This window comes from Polaromonas sp. (assembly GCF_030680935.1).
Classification (GTDB): Bacteria; Pseudomonadota; Gammaproteobacteria; order Burkholderiales; family Burkholderiaceae_C; genus Polaromonas.
In genome coordinates, this window is record NZ_JAUXUP010000038.1 from 33,742 (window position 1) to 46,671 (window position 12,930).

Annotated in this window: 15 protein-coding genes; 11 read left to right on the top strand and 4 right to left on the bottom strand. The window is 62.4% G+C overall.

The annotated features are described in order from the left end of the window. Positions 1-100 precede the first annotated feature (100 nt). Positions 101-1,600 (bottom strand): AMP nucleosidase, encoded by a 1,500-nt coding sequence (locus Q8L50_RS09770; protein ID WP_305348478.1) that lies wholly within the window; start codon positions 1,598-1,600, stop codon positions 101-103. 105 nt (positions 1,601-1,705) lie between these two features. Between Q8L50_RS09770 and phnC the strand changes: the two genes are divergently transcribed. From phnC to Q8L50_RS09790, 4 genes are all read left to right on the top strand, one after another. Beyond that, entirely contained in the window at positions 1,706-2,563 is an 858-nt protein-coding gene (gene phnC / locus Q8L50_RS09775) for a phosphonate ABC transporter ATP-binding protein (protein ID WP_305348479.1), read from the top strand. Positions 2,564-2,606: 43 nt separating this feature from the next. Further along, positions 2,607-3,572: a phosphonate ABC transporter substrate-binding protein gene (phnD, locus tag Q8L50_RS09780; RefSeq protein ID WP_305348480.1), complete on the top strand. Its 966-nt coding sequence runs from the start codon at positions 2,607-2,609 to the stop codon at positions 3,570-3,572. A gap of 119 nt (positions 3,573-3,691) precedes the next feature. Next, positions 3,692-4,390: a phosphonate ABC transporter, permease protein PhnE gene (gene phnE, locus Q8L50_RS09785; protein ID WP_370869778.1), complete on the top strand. Its 699-nt coding sequence runs from the start codon at positions 3,692-3,694 to the stop codon at positions 4,388-4,390. A gap of 2 nt (positions 4,391-4,392) precedes the next feature. Continuing rightward, a complete protein-coding gene (locus Q8L50_RS09790; RefSeq protein WP_305348481.1) occupies positions 4,393-4,956 on the top strand; it encodes a phosphonate degradation HD-domain oxygenase in 564 nt (187 codons plus the stop codon). Here Q8L50_RS09790 and phnN read toward each other — a convergent pair. From phnN to phnF, 3 genes are read right to left on the bottom strand one after another with little or no spacing between them, the layout of a single operon-like run. Continuing rightward, positions 4,946-5,479, bottom strand: a complete 534-nt coding sequence (gene phnN, locus Q8L50_RS09795; RefSeq protein WP_305348482.1) for a phosphonate metabolism protein/1,5-bisphosphokinase (PRPP-forming) PhnN — start codon at positions 5,477-5,479, stop codon at positions 4,946-4,948. The genes Q8L50_RS09790 and phnN overlap by 11 nt on opposite strands. Continuing rightward, positions 5,476-6,171, bottom strand: a complete 696-nt coding sequence (locus tag Q8L50_RS09800; protein ID WP_305348483.1) for a DUF1045 domain-containing protein — start codon at positions 6,169-6,171, stop codon at positions 5,476-5,478. The genes phnN and Q8L50_RS09800 overlap by 4 nt, the downstream gene beginning before the upstream one ends. After that, positions 6,168-6,941 (bottom strand): phosphonate metabolism transcriptional regulator PhnF, encoded by a 774-nt coding sequence (gene phnF / locus Q8L50_RS09805; RefSeq protein WP_305348484.1) that lies wholly within the window; start codon positions 6,939-6,941, stop codon positions 6,168-6,170. The genes Q8L50_RS09800 and phnF overlap by 4 nt, the downstream gene beginning before the upstream one ends. A gap of 96 nt (positions 6,942-7,037) precedes the next feature. Between phnF and phnG the strand changes: the two genes are divergently transcribed. The 7 genes from phnG to Q8L50_RS09840 are packed head-to-tail and all read left to right on the top strand — an operon-like array spanning position 7,038 to position 12,875. Continuing rightward, entirely contained in the window at positions 7,038-7,502 is a 465-nt protein-coding gene (phnG, locus tag Q8L50_RS09810; protein ID WP_305348485.1) for a phosphonate C-P lyase system protein PhnG, read from the top strand. Next, positions 7,499-8,098, top strand: a complete 600-nt coding sequence (phnH, locus tag Q8L50_RS09815; RefSeq protein WP_305348486.1) for a phosphonate C-P lyase system protein PhnH — start codon at positions 7,499-7,501, stop codon at positions 8,096-8,098. The genes phnG and phnH overlap by 4 nt, the downstream gene beginning before the upstream one ends. Before the next feature lies 1 nt (position 8,099). Then, entirely contained in the window at positions 8,100-9,269 is a 1,170-nt protein-coding gene (locus Q8L50_RS09820; RefSeq protein WP_305348487.1) for a carbon-phosphorus lyase complex subunit PhnI, read from the top strand. Beyond that, positions 9,269-10,189 carry an alpha-D-ribose 1-methylphosphonate 5-phosphate C-P-lyase PhnJ gene (locus Q8L50_RS09825; protein WP_305348488.1) on the top strand — a complete coding sequence of 307 codons (921 nt, stop codon included), beginning with the start codon at positions 9,269-9,271 and terminating at the stop codon, positions 10,187-10,189. The genes Q8L50_RS09820 and Q8L50_RS09825 overlap by 1 nt, the downstream gene beginning before the upstream one ends. Positions 10,190-10,233: 44 nt before the next feature. Next, positions 10,234-10,998, top strand: a complete 765-nt coding sequence (phnK, locus tag Q8L50_RS09830) for a phosphonate C-P lyase system protein PhnK (protein ID WP_370869779.1) — start codon at positions 10,234-10,236, stop codon at positions 10,996-10,998. Positions 10,999-11,015: 17 nt separating this feature from the next. Next, positions 11,016-11,714 carry a phosphonate C-P lyase system protein PhnL gene (gene phnL, locus Q8L50_RS09835; RefSeq protein ID WP_305348490.1) on the top strand — a complete coding sequence of 233 codons (699 nt, stop codon included), beginning with the start codon at positions 11,016-11,018 and terminating at the stop codon, positions 11,712-11,714. 21 nt (positions 11,715-11,735) lie between these two features. Then, positions 11,736-12,875: an alpha-D-ribose 1-methylphosphonate 5-triphosphate diphosphatase gene (locus Q8L50_RS09840; RefSeq protein WP_305348491.1), complete on the top strand. Its 1,140-nt coding sequence runs from the start codon at positions 11,736-11,738 to the stop codon at positions 12,873-12,875. The last annotated feature ends 55 nt before the right edge of the window (positions 12,876-12,930 follow it).

Consider the following 12,930-nt stretch of genomic DNA (forward strand, 5'->3'; position numbering starts at 1 on the left):
AAATATGCGTAAGCAGCTCTTAAAATCAGAGCAAATAAAGACCTCAGGAAGACGTAACCGGGTCGGTGTCTGTAGCCCGCGGCGGCGGGGCGGGCTGCCGTTACTGAAATGCCACTTCTGAAAAACTGCGCAGCTTGCGGCTGTGCAACTGCGTGAGCCCTTGTTCGCGCAGCAACTCAATGGCACGCATGCCGATGCGCAAATGCTGATCCACCCGTTCGCGGTAAAAGTGATTCGCCATGCCGGGCAGCTTGATCTCGCCGTGCAGCGGCTTGTCGCTGACACACAGCAGGGTGCCGTAGGGCACGCGAAATCGAAAGCCGTTGGCAGCGATGGTGGCGCTTTCCATATCCAGCGCAACAGCCCGGCTCTGGCTGAAGCGGCGCTGCGGCTGATTGCCGGGCAGCAGTTCCCAGTTGCGGTTGTCGGTAGAAGCCACGGTGCCGGTACGCATGATGCGCTTGAGCTCGGGCCCCTGCAGGTGGGTGACATCTTCAACCGCCTGCTCCAGCGCCTTCTGGATTTCGGCTAGCGCCGGTATCGGCACCCACAGCGGCAGCTCTTCGTCCAGCACATGGTCCTCGCGCACATAACCATGCGCCAGCACATAGTCGCCGAGCTGCTGGCTGTTGCGCAGGCCGGCGCAGTGGCCCAGCATGATCCAGGCGTGCGGGCGCAACACGGCAATGTGGTCGGTGATGTTTTTGGCATTGGCCGGGCCCACGCCTATGTTGACCATGCTGATGCCGCTGCGGTCGGCCCGCATCAGGTGGTAGGCCGGCATTTGCGGCAGGCGCGGCGGCGCCATGCCCAGCTCGTCACCCGGCTGAGGTGCCAGCCCTTTGCGGCGCGTGACCACATTACCGGGTTCTATGAAGGCGACGTAGTCACTGGCCGGGTCGGCCATGGTTGCATGCCCCAGGCGCACAAACTCGTCAATATAGAACTGATAGTTGGTGAAGAGCACAAAGTTCTGAAACCCCTCAGGCGAGGTACCGGTGTAGTGACGCAGGCGTTGCAATGAATAGTCCACCCGGGCGGCGGTAAACAGCGACAGCGGTTGTGGCTCACCGGGCCTGGGCTCATAGGTCCCGTTGGCAATGCCGTCGTCCATGGCCGCCAGATCGGGCAGGTCAAACACGTCCCGCATCAGCATGCGCCTGTCCTGGCTCAGGTTGCCTTCAATGTGGTCGTGCTCGGCAAACGAAAAATGTACCGGGATCGGTTGTGTGCTGGTACCCACTTCCAGCTCAACCGAATGGTTTTGCAGCAGCAGCCGGAACTGCTCCAGGTAGTAGTTGTCGTACAGGTCGGGCCGGGTCAAGGTGGTTTCAAAGCGCCCGGGCCCCGCCACAAAACCATAACTGAGCTGGGCGATATCGGGTGTCTCCAGAATCGCCCGGGCGACGGTTTCGGTTTGCACCCGGACAAAGGGGTAACAGGCGCGCACATGGCCGGGCAGGGTTTCGCCGGCCACATAACGTTGCATCGCACTGCGCAGGTGCGCAATTTGCTGGTCATAAATCAGCCTGACCTGCGCCAGCGCGGCGACAGGGTCGGTGTAGCGGGTGGGGGCGATAAAAGCGGGCAAGTAGGGCATGGGCTTATTGTGCCCCTCGCCGCCAAAGCCGAAAAACATCGGCCCTTGACACGAAACCGACACATTGCCGCCCTAGATTCAACTCCGACCCACATTGGAGAGACCATGGACGCAGCCATCCGAATCAATATGCTGAGCAAGACTTTTGGCAATGGCCGCAAGGCCTTGCAACAGATCGACCTGACGATTGCGCCAGGCGAAATGGTGGCCTTGATAGGCGCTTCCGGCTCAGGAAAATCGACCCTGTTGCGGCACATGGCCGGCTTGATGGCAGCTGACGCATCGGATGAAGGTTCTATCGTGATTCACGGTCGGACGGTACAGCGTCAGGGAAAGATTGCCTCCAACATCCGCTCGGTGCGCTCCGGCATCGGGTTCGTCTTCCAGCAGTTCAACCTGGTGGGCCGCCTGCCGGTCATCATCAATGTGCTGGCCGGTACCCTGCATGCGGTGCCGATGTGGCGCAGCCTGCTGCGCTGGTTCACAGCCGAGGAAAAAGCCCGGGGCATAGAGGCGCTGCGCCGTGTCGGTATTGCCGAGTGTTTTGCCCAGCGGGCGTCCACCCTGTCGGGCGGCCAGCAACAGCGTGCAGCGATTGCGCGTGCGATGGTGCAGGGCGCAAAAGTCGTGCTGGCCGATGAACCTATTGCCTCGCTGGACCCCGAGTCATCGCGCAAGGTGATGGACATCCTGGCGCGGGTGAACCGCGAAGACGGCTGCACTGTGGTGGTGTCGCTGCACCAGGTCAATGTGGCCATGAAGTACTGCGCCCGCACGGTGGCATTGCACCAGGGCCGGGTGGTGTACGACGGCCCATCGGTCGGATTGACGCCGGCCGTGCTGCGCGATCTGTACGGCGCCGAAGCCGACGACATCCTGTCTTTGGGCGACCACATCTCCAGTCTGGAAGACAAGGTCAAGCCGGTGCCCCACCTGGCCTGGCCGACGCCTATGGCGGCCTGATCTTTAGCGCTTTTTTTTTTCAACCCACTCAAGGAATTTCACCATGCTCAAAAAGCTGATTGTCGGACTGGCTGCCACCGCACTTGTTGCCCTGTCGTCGGCTCATGCCCAGGACCTGAAGGAAATCAATTTCGGCATCATTTCGACCGAATCGTCACAAAACCTCAAAACCGACTGGGCGCCATTGCTGGAAGACATGGCGAAAAAGACAGGCTACAAGGTCAACGCTTTCTTTGCGCCTGACTACGCCGGCATCATTGAAGGCATGCGATTTGGCAAGGTACACCTGGCCTGGTACGGCAACAAGTCGGCCATGGAAGCGGTAGACCGCGCGGGCGGCGAAGTGTTCGCCCAGATGGTCAATGCGGACGGAACGCAAGGCTATTACTCGCACCTGATCGTCCACAAGGACAGCCCTTACAAAACGCTGGACGACGTTCTGAAGAACGCCAAGACCCTGTCGTTCGGCAATGGCGATCCCAACTCCACCTCCGGCTTCCTGGTGCCGAGCTACTATGTTTTTGCGCAGAACAAGATTGATGCCAAAACAGCTTTCAGGGTGTCCCGTGGCGCCAACCATGAAAGCAATGCCCTGGCCGTCGCCAACAAGCAGGTGGACGTGGCTACCAACAACAGTGAAAACCTCGACAAGATCAAGGACCGCCTGCCTGAGAAATTCAATGACATCCGCATTGTCTGGACTTCCCCGCTGATTCCTCTCGATCCGCTCGTGCTCCGCAAGGACCTGCCCGAGGCTGCCAAGCAGAAGCTCAAGACCTTTTTCTATACCTACGGCCAGGGTGGCCAGCAGGAAAAAGATGTGTTGATGAAGATCTCCAAGCTGTCCGCTTTCAAGCCTTCCACCAACGCCCAACTGATCCCCATCCGTCAGCTGGAGCTATTCAAGGAGCGCAACAAGTTCGAAGCCGACGCTGCCCTGCCCGCTGGCGAGAAGCAGGCCAAGGTGGCCGAGATCGACCGCAAGCTCGCAGAGCTGTCCAAAAACTGAGCTGAACCGTGAACTCGCCCACTCCCTTGTCCCTGCAAGCGCCGCCTGTGCTGCCGCAGGTTCCCAAAGCCAGCCTGCTGGGGTTGATCGCATGGGGTGTGCTGATCGGGCTGCTGGCCATGTCCTGGCAGGGCGCCGACATGCGTCCGCTTGATCTGCTGCGTGATTCGGGCAACATGGCCGAATACGCGGCGAGTTTTTTTCCGCCCAACTTCAAGGAGTGGCGCAACTACCTGACGGAGATGATCATCACGGTGCAAATTGCGCTGTGGGGAACTGCACTGGCAGTGGTCTGCGCTGTCCCGCTGGCGCTGCTGTCGTCGGCCAACATCGCACCGCTCTGGGTTCGCCAGCCGGTGCGCCGGTTGATGGACGCAGCCCGCGCCATCAACGAGATGGTGTTTGCGATGCTGTTTATCGTCGCGGTCGGGCTGGGCCCGTTCGCTGGCGTGCTGGCCTTGTGGATTCACACCACCGGCATTCTGGCCAAGCTGTTTTCCGAAGCGGTGGAGTCCATCGATCCGCAGCCGGTGGAAGGCATACGCGCCACCGGTGCCAATGCGCTGGAAGAAATCCTGTATGGTGTCATTCCGCAGGTCTTGCCACTGTGGATCTCTTACACCCTGTACCGTTTTGAGTCCAATGTGCGCTCGGCCTCGGTGGTGGGCATGGTGGGCGCAGGCGGCATCGGTGTGGTGCTGTGGGAAATCATTCGCGGCTTTCAGTACGCCGAAACCTGTGCGGTCATGATCATCATCGTGGTGACAGTCAGTGTGATTGATGTGATCTCGGCGCGTATCCGCAAGGCGCTGGTCTAGTTGTGGCGCTGACCGTAGACGACATCATCGGCTTGCTCCAGGTGCAGGGCGCGGCGCAGTACGGCCGCGAGGCAGTCAGCCAGCATCAACATGCACTGCAATGTGCGCACCTGGCCGAGCGCGCGGGCGCAGCGCCCGAACTGGTGGCCGCAGCGCTGCTGCATGACCTGGGGCATCTGCTGGCCATACGCGCCCCTGTGGCCGCTTCGCCCTCGGGTACCGATGACCTGCACCAGTACGTGGCCCTTCCCTTTTTGCGTGGTGTGTTTCCCGATGCGGTGCTTGAGCCCATCCGTATGCATGTGGATGCCAAGCGTTACCTCTGCTGCGTGGATGCCGGCTATTGGGCAAGCCTCTCGCCCGCCTCGCAGCGCAGCCTGGTTTTGCAGGGCGGGCCTTTTTCGGCTGAAGAGGCAGCGGCGTTTTTGATGCATCCTTTTGCCCTTGACGCAGTGGCTCTCAGGCGCTGGGACGATAGCGCCAAAAACCCGGCTGCCACGCCACCCGATCTGGCGCATTACGGCGCTGTGCTTGAAGCTGCCCGATCTGGCGCTATCACTTGCTGAGGTAGTCCGCCAGGCAGCGCCCGGCGTCCGTCAGCGCGCCATCATTGACGATGACCATGTCTGCCTGCAGGCCAGAGAAAGAACCGTTGCGCGCCAGTCTGTCGGCAACCGCGCTGCTGCTGTCGCGTCCGCGTTGAATGAGCCGGCTTGCCACTTGCTGCGGATTGGCCGTGACCTCAACCACCCGAAGACCGGGCGCTGGCGCCAGGCCGAGCACATGCTCGCGTGAGCCATTGACCACCACCCGACAACCGGCGAGCACATCGCGCTCATAGCGGCGCGCAATCCCGTAGGAATAGCCGTGTGCCTGCCAGTGCCAGCTCAGGCCCCCGCTTGCCAGCAGATCCAGAAAAACGGCTTCGCTCACCGCATCATGGTCGGAGCCGGCTTGCGCCGCGCGCGTGACCATGCGGCGCGCAAAAACGATGTCCGGTCTGGAAGACAGGAGTTGGCGTGCAGCCTCTAAGACGCTGTCTTTGCCGGCCCCGGAAGGGCCGCAAACAAAGACCCAGGCTCCGCTCATGTCCGCAGACGCACATCCAGCGTGCGTACAAACGGAGCCCCGGGGTTTCTTTCCACAAACAGGCAGAGCCGGTCCAGCGTCAAGGGCGATGCCTGGTTCAGACGGGTGATCGCTGGCGTGACCGCCTCCAGCACACGCTGCGCCAGTGGCGGGTTGGTGGGGCCGGTCAATGTCAGGTGCAGGCGAAACCGTTCCATGACGTGCGGGTAGCCGTAGCGGCGCAGCAATTCGGTCTCGCGCGGGTCCAGGGTGGCCGGCTGGCGCCTGGCCAGGTCTGCCGCCGTCAGCGGAGCGCGCAGATCGTCCAGCCCGCTCACGCAGCTTGCTGCCAGTGCCTGCAGGCCGTCCGGCACCGTGTCCGGCACCAGCGCCATGAAGTTGCCCAGGCTGGCAACACGCAGCGTGCCAAGCTGCACCGGGGCAAGTGTCTGGGCCAGTCTGCCAAGACGGGCGACCAGTGTGGACTCGTCGTTTCCGCTAGAGAGGTGAAAGGGTGCTTTCAACGTGGCGTGAAAGCCGTAACGCCGCGGTTCTGCGGTGATGGTGGCCAGCTCCATCGGGCCTATGCCTTCCAGCGATGGCTGTGGCAGTGCGCAGTTGTCGTGTTCGTCGCGGCCCAGCCAGTTTGCGCCAAAAGCCCACCAGGGCGAGTGCCGGTCCGGCGCGAAGTAGATGGCGTAACGGGCGCTCATGCGGGCCCTCCGGCGTCGTGACTGGCGTTGACCACCAGCTGAATGCGGTCACCACAAAAGACGGTTTCCCCGTATTTGATGGGCTCACCCGCCATGTCCACATCAAGGCATTCCACACACAGCACAGGCCGCGTGGCCGGCTGCTTCAAAAGCCGCGCGGTTTCGTCTGAAGGCATCTGGGTGGTGATGCGGCTTTCTGCGCGCACATAATCTTCCACACCAAAATGCCGCAGGATGTCGGTGGTGCAGGTGCCGCCATGCAGCATCGCCAGCAGCCCGTCAAAGCGTGCGGCCGGGTAGTAGGCCGTCGCCAGTCCTACCGGCTGGTCGTTGGCTTCATCGAGCATCTCCACCATCAGCACGCTGGCACCCCGGTCCAGCCGCAGCTCATGGGCTGCGCGCTCGGGCGCCGGCATGGCACGCGCGGTGAGCAGCTGCTTGCTGGGCAGCAGGCCCTGGCGCTGCAGGTTTTCAGTGAAACGGGTGCGACGCGACAACACGTAGTCCAGCAACTCGTGCTGCACAAAGGTGCCGCGCCCGGGCTCGATCCGCACCAGGCCATCGACCTGCAGTGCGGCAACCGCCTGTCGCAGGGTGTGGCGGTTCACGCCAAAACGCGCCGACAGTTCGTTTTCACTCGGCAGGCGCCCGGTCGTGTTGAAGGCTCGGTCGCGTATTTCAGTGCTCAGGGTGTCAGCAATCTGCTTCCACACAGCCACACCGCTGCGCCGTCCCGGCGCACTGGAAAGAGGGCGTTCGCTTGTCATCATTTGGTCATGTTGTCCGGTTGAACTAGGGGCTTGTTGCAGCTCTTGTGGCTGTTTGTGGTGACAACGCCAACTCTAGTGACTGATTTAGACATCTGTATGACAAAAGAGACCTTCACCCCCGATACGGCCACTCGCAGACGGTGGCTGGCTGTGCTCGCGCGCGCCAGCCGGCCGGAGCTGGAGGCTGCCTGCCTGCTGCTCGGTGATTTGCCGGCACCCGACCCTGTGCGCCCGGCGGAGCCAGGCATGGTCATGCTGCGCGGGCGTATTGGCGGAACCGGCGATGTATTCAACCTCGGTGAGGCCAGCGTGACGCGCTGTGCGCTGCGCATGGGCACAGGTGCGCTGGGTGTGGGTTATACCCTTGGGCGGGATCGCCGCAAGGCCGAGCTGATTGCGATTATTGATGCCTTGCTGCAGGACCCGGTGCGTCACGCCGACATCGTGCGTGAGCTGGTCGAGCCGCTGTCCCGGCAGCAGGCAGTACAGCGCGACGACACCAGCCGCGCGGCAGCCGCATCCAAAGTTGAATTTTTTACCTTTGTCCGGGGTGAAGCATGACGCCACACCAGCATCTTTGCGCCGGTTTTGCAGACCCGGTGCATGACGGACAGGCGGCTTTTCGCAGTGCACTCGATGCGCTGGCGCGACCAGGCCGGCGTTTTGCCGTGGGCCAGCCTGTCGCGGGCCTGGCACTTGGCCCGGCCATGGCCCACCTGTTGCTCGCGCTGACCGATGACGACACACCGGTCTGGTGGCAGCATTCTGATGCCGCAACGTCTGGCTGGTTGCGCTTTCATACCGGCGCTCCCCTTGCGCCTGCACCTGAGGAGGCGGCATTTGCTGTGCTCACCGCTCCTGGCGCCATGCCTGCGATCGATGCTTTTGCCGCTGGTTCGGTGGCATCGCCTGAGCGTTCGGCGACCTTGCTGCTGGAGGTGGCCTCGTTCGACAACGGGCCGGCCGTAGAGTGGCGCGGCCCCGGCATCCAGGAAAAGCAGACCGTGCGTGTGGACGGATTGCCGGACAACTTCTGGGCGCAGTGGCAAGCCAATCACGCGGCGTTTCCTCAAGGTGTGGACATTCTTTTTACCTGCGGCGGTGAAGCGCTGGGCTTGCCGCGCACAACGCGGGTGCGCCGCGTGGAGGGCATTTGACATGTATGTGGCTGTAAAAGGCGGCACCGCCGCCATCGAAAACTCCTGGCAGCTGCTGGCGGCGCAGCGCCGCGGAGATACGGCGCTGCCGGAATTGTCGGTCGCGCAGATCCAGTCACAGCTCTCGCTCGCAGTGGATCGGGTGATGACAGAGGGTTCGCTTTACGATCCTGAACTCGCTGCGCTGGCAATCAAGCAGGCCAGCGGTGATCTGATCGAGGCGATTTTTCTGCTGCGTGCTTACCGCACCACCTTGCCCCGATTTGGCTACAGCCAGCCGCTGGACACAGCGCGCATGCAACTGTCACGCCGCGTATCGGCCACTTTCAAGGAGGTGCCGGGCGGCCAGGTGCTGGGTGCCACCTACGACTACACGCAGCGCCTGCTGGATTTCGCGCTGCTGGCCGAGGGTGGCAGCGATGCGCCGCAACCCGCAGCACCTGTTGCGGCACAGCCCCTGCCAGACAGCATGCCGCGTATCCATGAGTTGATGGCGCGCGAGGGTTTGATGGAAACGCCGCAAGCCCTGGCCGAGGGTGAACCCGGCGACATCACGCGTGAGCCTCTGATGTTCCCCGCAGACCGGCCCGTGCGTCTCCAGGCGCTGGCCCGTGGCGACGAGGGCTGGTTGCTGGCTTTGGGTTACTCCACGCAGCGTGGTTATGCCAACACACATCCGTTCGCCGGTGAAATCCGGCGCGGCACGGTGTCGGTGGACATCGTGGCGGATGAACTGGGCTTTGAGATTGACATCGGCGAGGTGGAGCTCACCGAGTGCCAGATGATCAACCAGTTTGCCGGCAATCGGGAGGTGCCGCCGCAGTTTACCCAGGGCTACGGGCTGGCTTTTGGCGGCGCCGAGCGCAAAAGCATGGCGATGGCGCTGGTGGATCGCGCGCTGCGTGCGCGCGAGCTCGGTGAGGTGGCGGTGGCGCCGGCGCAGGACGAAGAATTTGTTCTGTCGCATGCCGACAGTCTGGAGGCCTCGGGTTTTGTCCAGCATTTGAAGCTGCCGCATTATGTGGACTTCCAGTCCGAACTGGAGCTGGTGCGCAAGTTGCGTGCCGCCCATGCACAGGAATTGGAGATCGGGCAGGCGGGGCAGCCCGGGAAAAACAGCAGCGCCGACGCCGCCCAATCCGCTGCGGCGGTGATACAAAAGGCCGCTTGATGGACGCCAATTACAACTTCGGTTTCCTCGACGAGCGAACCAAAAAAATGATACGCCGCGCCATGCTCAAGGCCGTGGCCATACCCGGCTACCAGGTTCCGTTTGGCTCGCGTGAGATGCCGTTTGCCTATGGCTGGGGGACTGGCGGTGTGCAGGTGACCGCCAGCATCATAGGCCGCAAGGATGTGCTCAAGGTGATTGACCAGGGCGCCGACGACACCACCAACGCGGTGAATATCCGGCGCTTCTTTGCGCGCACCACGGGTGTCCAGACCACCGAAAGAACGGCAGAAGCAAGCATCATCCAGACCCGCCATCGCATTCCCGAAGCGGCCTTGACTGAAGCACAGACCCTTGTGTACCAGGTGCCCATGCCGGAACCCCTGTTCCGGCTGGAGCCGCGCCGAGCAGAGACCATCACCATGCACGCACTGGCCGAATACGGCCTGATGAATGTCAAACTCTACGAGGATATTGCGCAACTGGGAGCGATCTCCAAGACCTACGATTACCCGGTACTGGTCAATGAGCGCTACCTGACATCGCCCTCACCGATACCGAAATTCGACAATCCGAAAATGCACATGAACCCGGCCTTGCAGCTCTTTGGTGCCGGGCGCGAGAAACGCATTTACGCAATACCGCCTTACACCGCGGTGCGCAGCCTTGATTTTGAGGACCACCCGTTTGAGGTGCAGCGCTGGGAGCACGCCTGCGCCCTGTGCGGGGCCCACAACAGCTTCCTCGATGAAATGATTGTGGATGACGCAGGCAGCCGGCTGTTTGTCTGTTCAGACAGTGACTTTTGCAGTGAGCGCAGGGAAGCTGGACACGTCGGTACCCAGCAAGCGGTCCACATGCCCAATACGCTTGTACCGACGCCAGCCAAGGCCACCGCTGTAGCGAAAGGCGCGGCATGAAAGACGATCTGTTGCTGTCGGTGCGGGGTGTTGGCAAACAGTTCATGCAGGGCAACCGGCTGCGCTGGGCCTGTCGCGATGTGAGTTTTGACCTCTATCCTGGCGAGGTGCTCGCCGTGGTGGGCGAGTCGGGTTCCGGCAAATCGACGCTGCTGCGCTTGCTGGCCGCCCGCTTGGGCTGCGACGCGGGCTCGGTCATGTACGACGTGCGGGGCGAAGCCGGCGAGGTACAGGGTGCGGACGGTCTGGTCGATCTGGCCCGGCTCTCGCAGGCCCGTTTGCGCTGGCTGGCACGCACCGACTGGGGTTTTGTCGAGCAGCATGCGCGCGATGGCCTGCGCATGAATGTCTCTGGCGGCGCCAACATCGGCGAGCGCCGGATGGCGCTGGGCGCACGCCACTACGGCAAGCTACGCAGCGAGGCGCTGGGCTGGATGGAGCGGGTAGAGTTGGATACCGACCGCATTGACGACCTGCCGGGCAGCTACTCGGGCGGCATGCAGCAACGCCTGCAAATTGCACGCAACCTGGTGACACACCCGCGCCTGGTCTTCATGGACGAACCCACCACTGGTCTGGATGTATCGGTCCAGGCGCGTTTGCTGGACCTGGTACGCGAGCTGGTGGACCAGCTGCATCTGGCGGCGGTGATTGTCACGCACGACCTGGCGGTGGCGCGGCTGCTGGCGCACCGCATGCTCGTCATGAAAGACGGCTATGTGGTCGAACAGGGCCTGACCGATCGCGTGCTGGACGATCCGCAACACCCTTACACCCAGTTGCTGGTGTCGTCTGTCCTCACTCCTTGACCGCTACCACCCATGCCATGACCGCAGTTCTTGAAACCACCGAGCTTTCCAAAACCTTCACCCTGCATGCGCGCGGTGGCCTGGCGTTGCCGGTGTTCTCCGGCATCAGCCTTAGCCTGCTTCCGGGCGAATGCCTGGCCCTCACCGGGCACTCTGGCAGCGGCAAAAGCTCATTGTTGCGCTGCCTGTACGGCAACTACAGCGCCAGCAGCGGCGATGTACGCATCCGCCATGACGACCAGTGGGTCAGCCTTTCGGCTGCAGCTCCACGCGAAGTACTCGAAGTGCGGCGTCGGACCCTCGGTTATGTGTCGCAGTTTTTGCGCGTGATTCCCCGGGTATCGACGCTGGACATAGTGGCCGAGCCGCTGCGTCGCCTCGGTATGGCAGCCGACGAGGCACGCAGCCAGGCCGCACATTGGCTGGCGCGCCTGAACCTGCACGAGCGGCTGTGGCACCTGCCACCAGCCACTTTTTCCGGCGGCGAGCAGCAACGCGTGAACATCGCGCATGGCCTGATTGCAGGGCATCCGGTGTTGCTACTTGATGAGCCCACGGCTTCGCTGGATGCCGACAACCGGCGCGTGGTGGTGGAGCTGATTCATGTGGCACGGGCGCGCGGTGCGGCCGTGATCGGTATTTTTCATGATGATGAAGTGCGCGCAGCAGTCGCCAGCCGGTGTCTGGATGTGGAAGATTACCGACAATCAAACTGAACAGGAAAGCAGGAAAGACGCATGAAGCAGAAGATCATCAGGAACGCCAGAATTGTCACGGCCACCGAAGAGTTCACCGGCTGTATGGTGCTGGAAGGCGGCTTGATCCGCTCTATAGAGCGTGGCGACACGTCTGTGACCGGTGCCGAGGACTGGGCCGGAGACTGGCTGCTGCCCGGCCTGGTCGAGCTGCACACCGACAACCTTGAAAAACACCTGGTGCCGCGCCCCGGCGTGTTGTGGAATGCGCACTCTGCCACGGTCATGCACGATGCATTGTGCGCCGCAGCGGGCATCATCACCGTGCTGGACTCTGTGGTGATTGGCGACATGGACCAGGGCGGCACGCGCAGCCAGACCCAGCACGTGTCGATTGAAGCCTTGCACGAATGCCGTGCTGAAGGCTTGCTGCGGGTAGAGCACCTCCTGCACCTGCGCTGTGAGGTGTCGGCGCCCGATATTGTGGACGTATTTGAGAGTTATGCCGATGACTCGCTGCTGGAGCTGGTCAGCGTGATGGACCATACCCCGGGCCAGCGGCAGTGGCGCGACCTCAGCAAATACCGGCGGTATGCAGAGCGTTACGGCAGCTTCAACGATGCCGAGTATCTGGCAATGGTGCACGAGCGCAAGACGCAACAGGAACAATTCGCCATTCCGAATCGCGCTGCCGTGATTGCCGGCAGCCTCGCACGCGATCTGCCGGTGGCCAGCCACGACGATACCGAGATTGAACACGTAGCGCAGGCTGGCGCGGAAGGCATCGCCATCTCCGAGTTTCCGACCACGGTGGCTGCAGCCCGGTCGGCGCGGGCTGCGGGCATGGCCATCGTCATGGGTGGTCCCAATCTGGTCAAAGGCGGCTCACATTCGGGCAATGTCGCGGCGGCTGAACTGGCGCAGCTCGACCTGCTGGATATTTTTTCGTCGGACTACGTGCCCGCCAGCTTGTTGCAGTCGGCATTTCTGTTGCGCGACACGGTAGGCTGGAGCCTGCCCAAGGCGGTGAAAACAGTGACGCGCAACCCGGCTCTTGCAATTGGTCTGACAGACCGGGGTGAGCTTGCGCCCGGCCTGCGTGCCGATTTGATCCGGGTGCGGATGAGCGGCGACATGCCGATTGTCAGAGCCGCCTGGCACAAGGGGGAGCGGGCGTTTTAGGGCGTGGTCCCGCCGTGCCGCATGGCGTCAGTCGCTTTCCTACACAGCTTCACGC

Excerpts from the sequence above, each read along its gene's own strand:
- Q8L50_RS09770 (WP_305348478.1), bottom strand. The coding sequence starts at position 1,600 with ATGCCCTACTTGCCCGCTTTTATCGCCCCCACCCGCTACACCGACCCT.
- phnC (WP_305348479.1), top strand. The coding sequence starts at position 1,706 with ATGGACGCAGCCATCCGAATCAATATGCTGAGCAAGACTTTTGGCAAT.
- phnD (WP_305348480.1), top strand. The coding sequence starts at position 2,607 with ATGCTCAAAAAGCTGATTGTCGGACTGGCTGCCACCGCACTTGTTGCC.
- phnE (WP_370869778.1), top strand. The coding sequence starts at position 3,692 with ATGTCCTGGCAGGGCGCCGACATGCGTCCGCTTGATCTGCTGCGTGAT.
- phnN (WP_305348482.1), bottom strand. The coding sequence starts at position 5,479 with ATGAGCGGAGCCTGGGTCTTTGTTTGCGGCCCTTCCGGGGCCGGCAAA.
- Q8L50_RS09800 (WP_305348483.1), bottom strand. The coding sequence starts at position 6,171 with ATGAGCGCCCGTTACGCCATCTACTTCGCGCCGGACCGGCACTCGCCC.
- phnF (WP_305348484.1), bottom strand. The coding sequence starts at position 6,941 with ATGATGACAAGCGAACGCCCTCTTTCCAGTGCGCCGGGACGGCGCAGC.
- phnG (WP_305348485.1), top strand. The coding sequence starts at position 7,038 with ATGACAAAAGAGACCTTCACCCCCGATACGGCCACTCGCAGACGGTGG.
- phnH (WP_305348486.1), top strand. The coding sequence starts at position 7,499 with ATGACGCCACACCAGCATCTTTGCGCCGGTTTTGCAGACCCGGTGCAT.
- Q8L50_RS09820 (WP_305348487.1), top strand. The coding sequence starts at position 8,100 with ATGTATGTGGCTGTAAAAGGCGGCACCGCCGCCATCGAAAACTCCTGG.
- Q8L50_RS09825 (WP_305348488.1), top strand. The coding sequence starts at position 9,269 with ATGGACGCCAATTACAACTTCGGTTTCCTCGACGAGCGAACCAAAAAA.
- phnK (WP_370869779.1), top strand. The coding sequence starts at position 10,234 with ATGCAGGGCAACCGGCTGCGCTGGGCCTGTCGCGATGTGAGTTTTGAC.
- phnL (WP_305348490.1), top strand. The coding sequence starts at position 11,016 with ATGACCGCAGTTCTTGAAACCACCGAGCTTTCCAAAACCTTCACCCTG.
- Q8L50_RS09840 (WP_305348491.1), top strand. The coding sequence starts at position 11,736 with ATGAAGCAGAAGATCATCAGGAACGCCAGAATTGTCACGGCCACCGAA.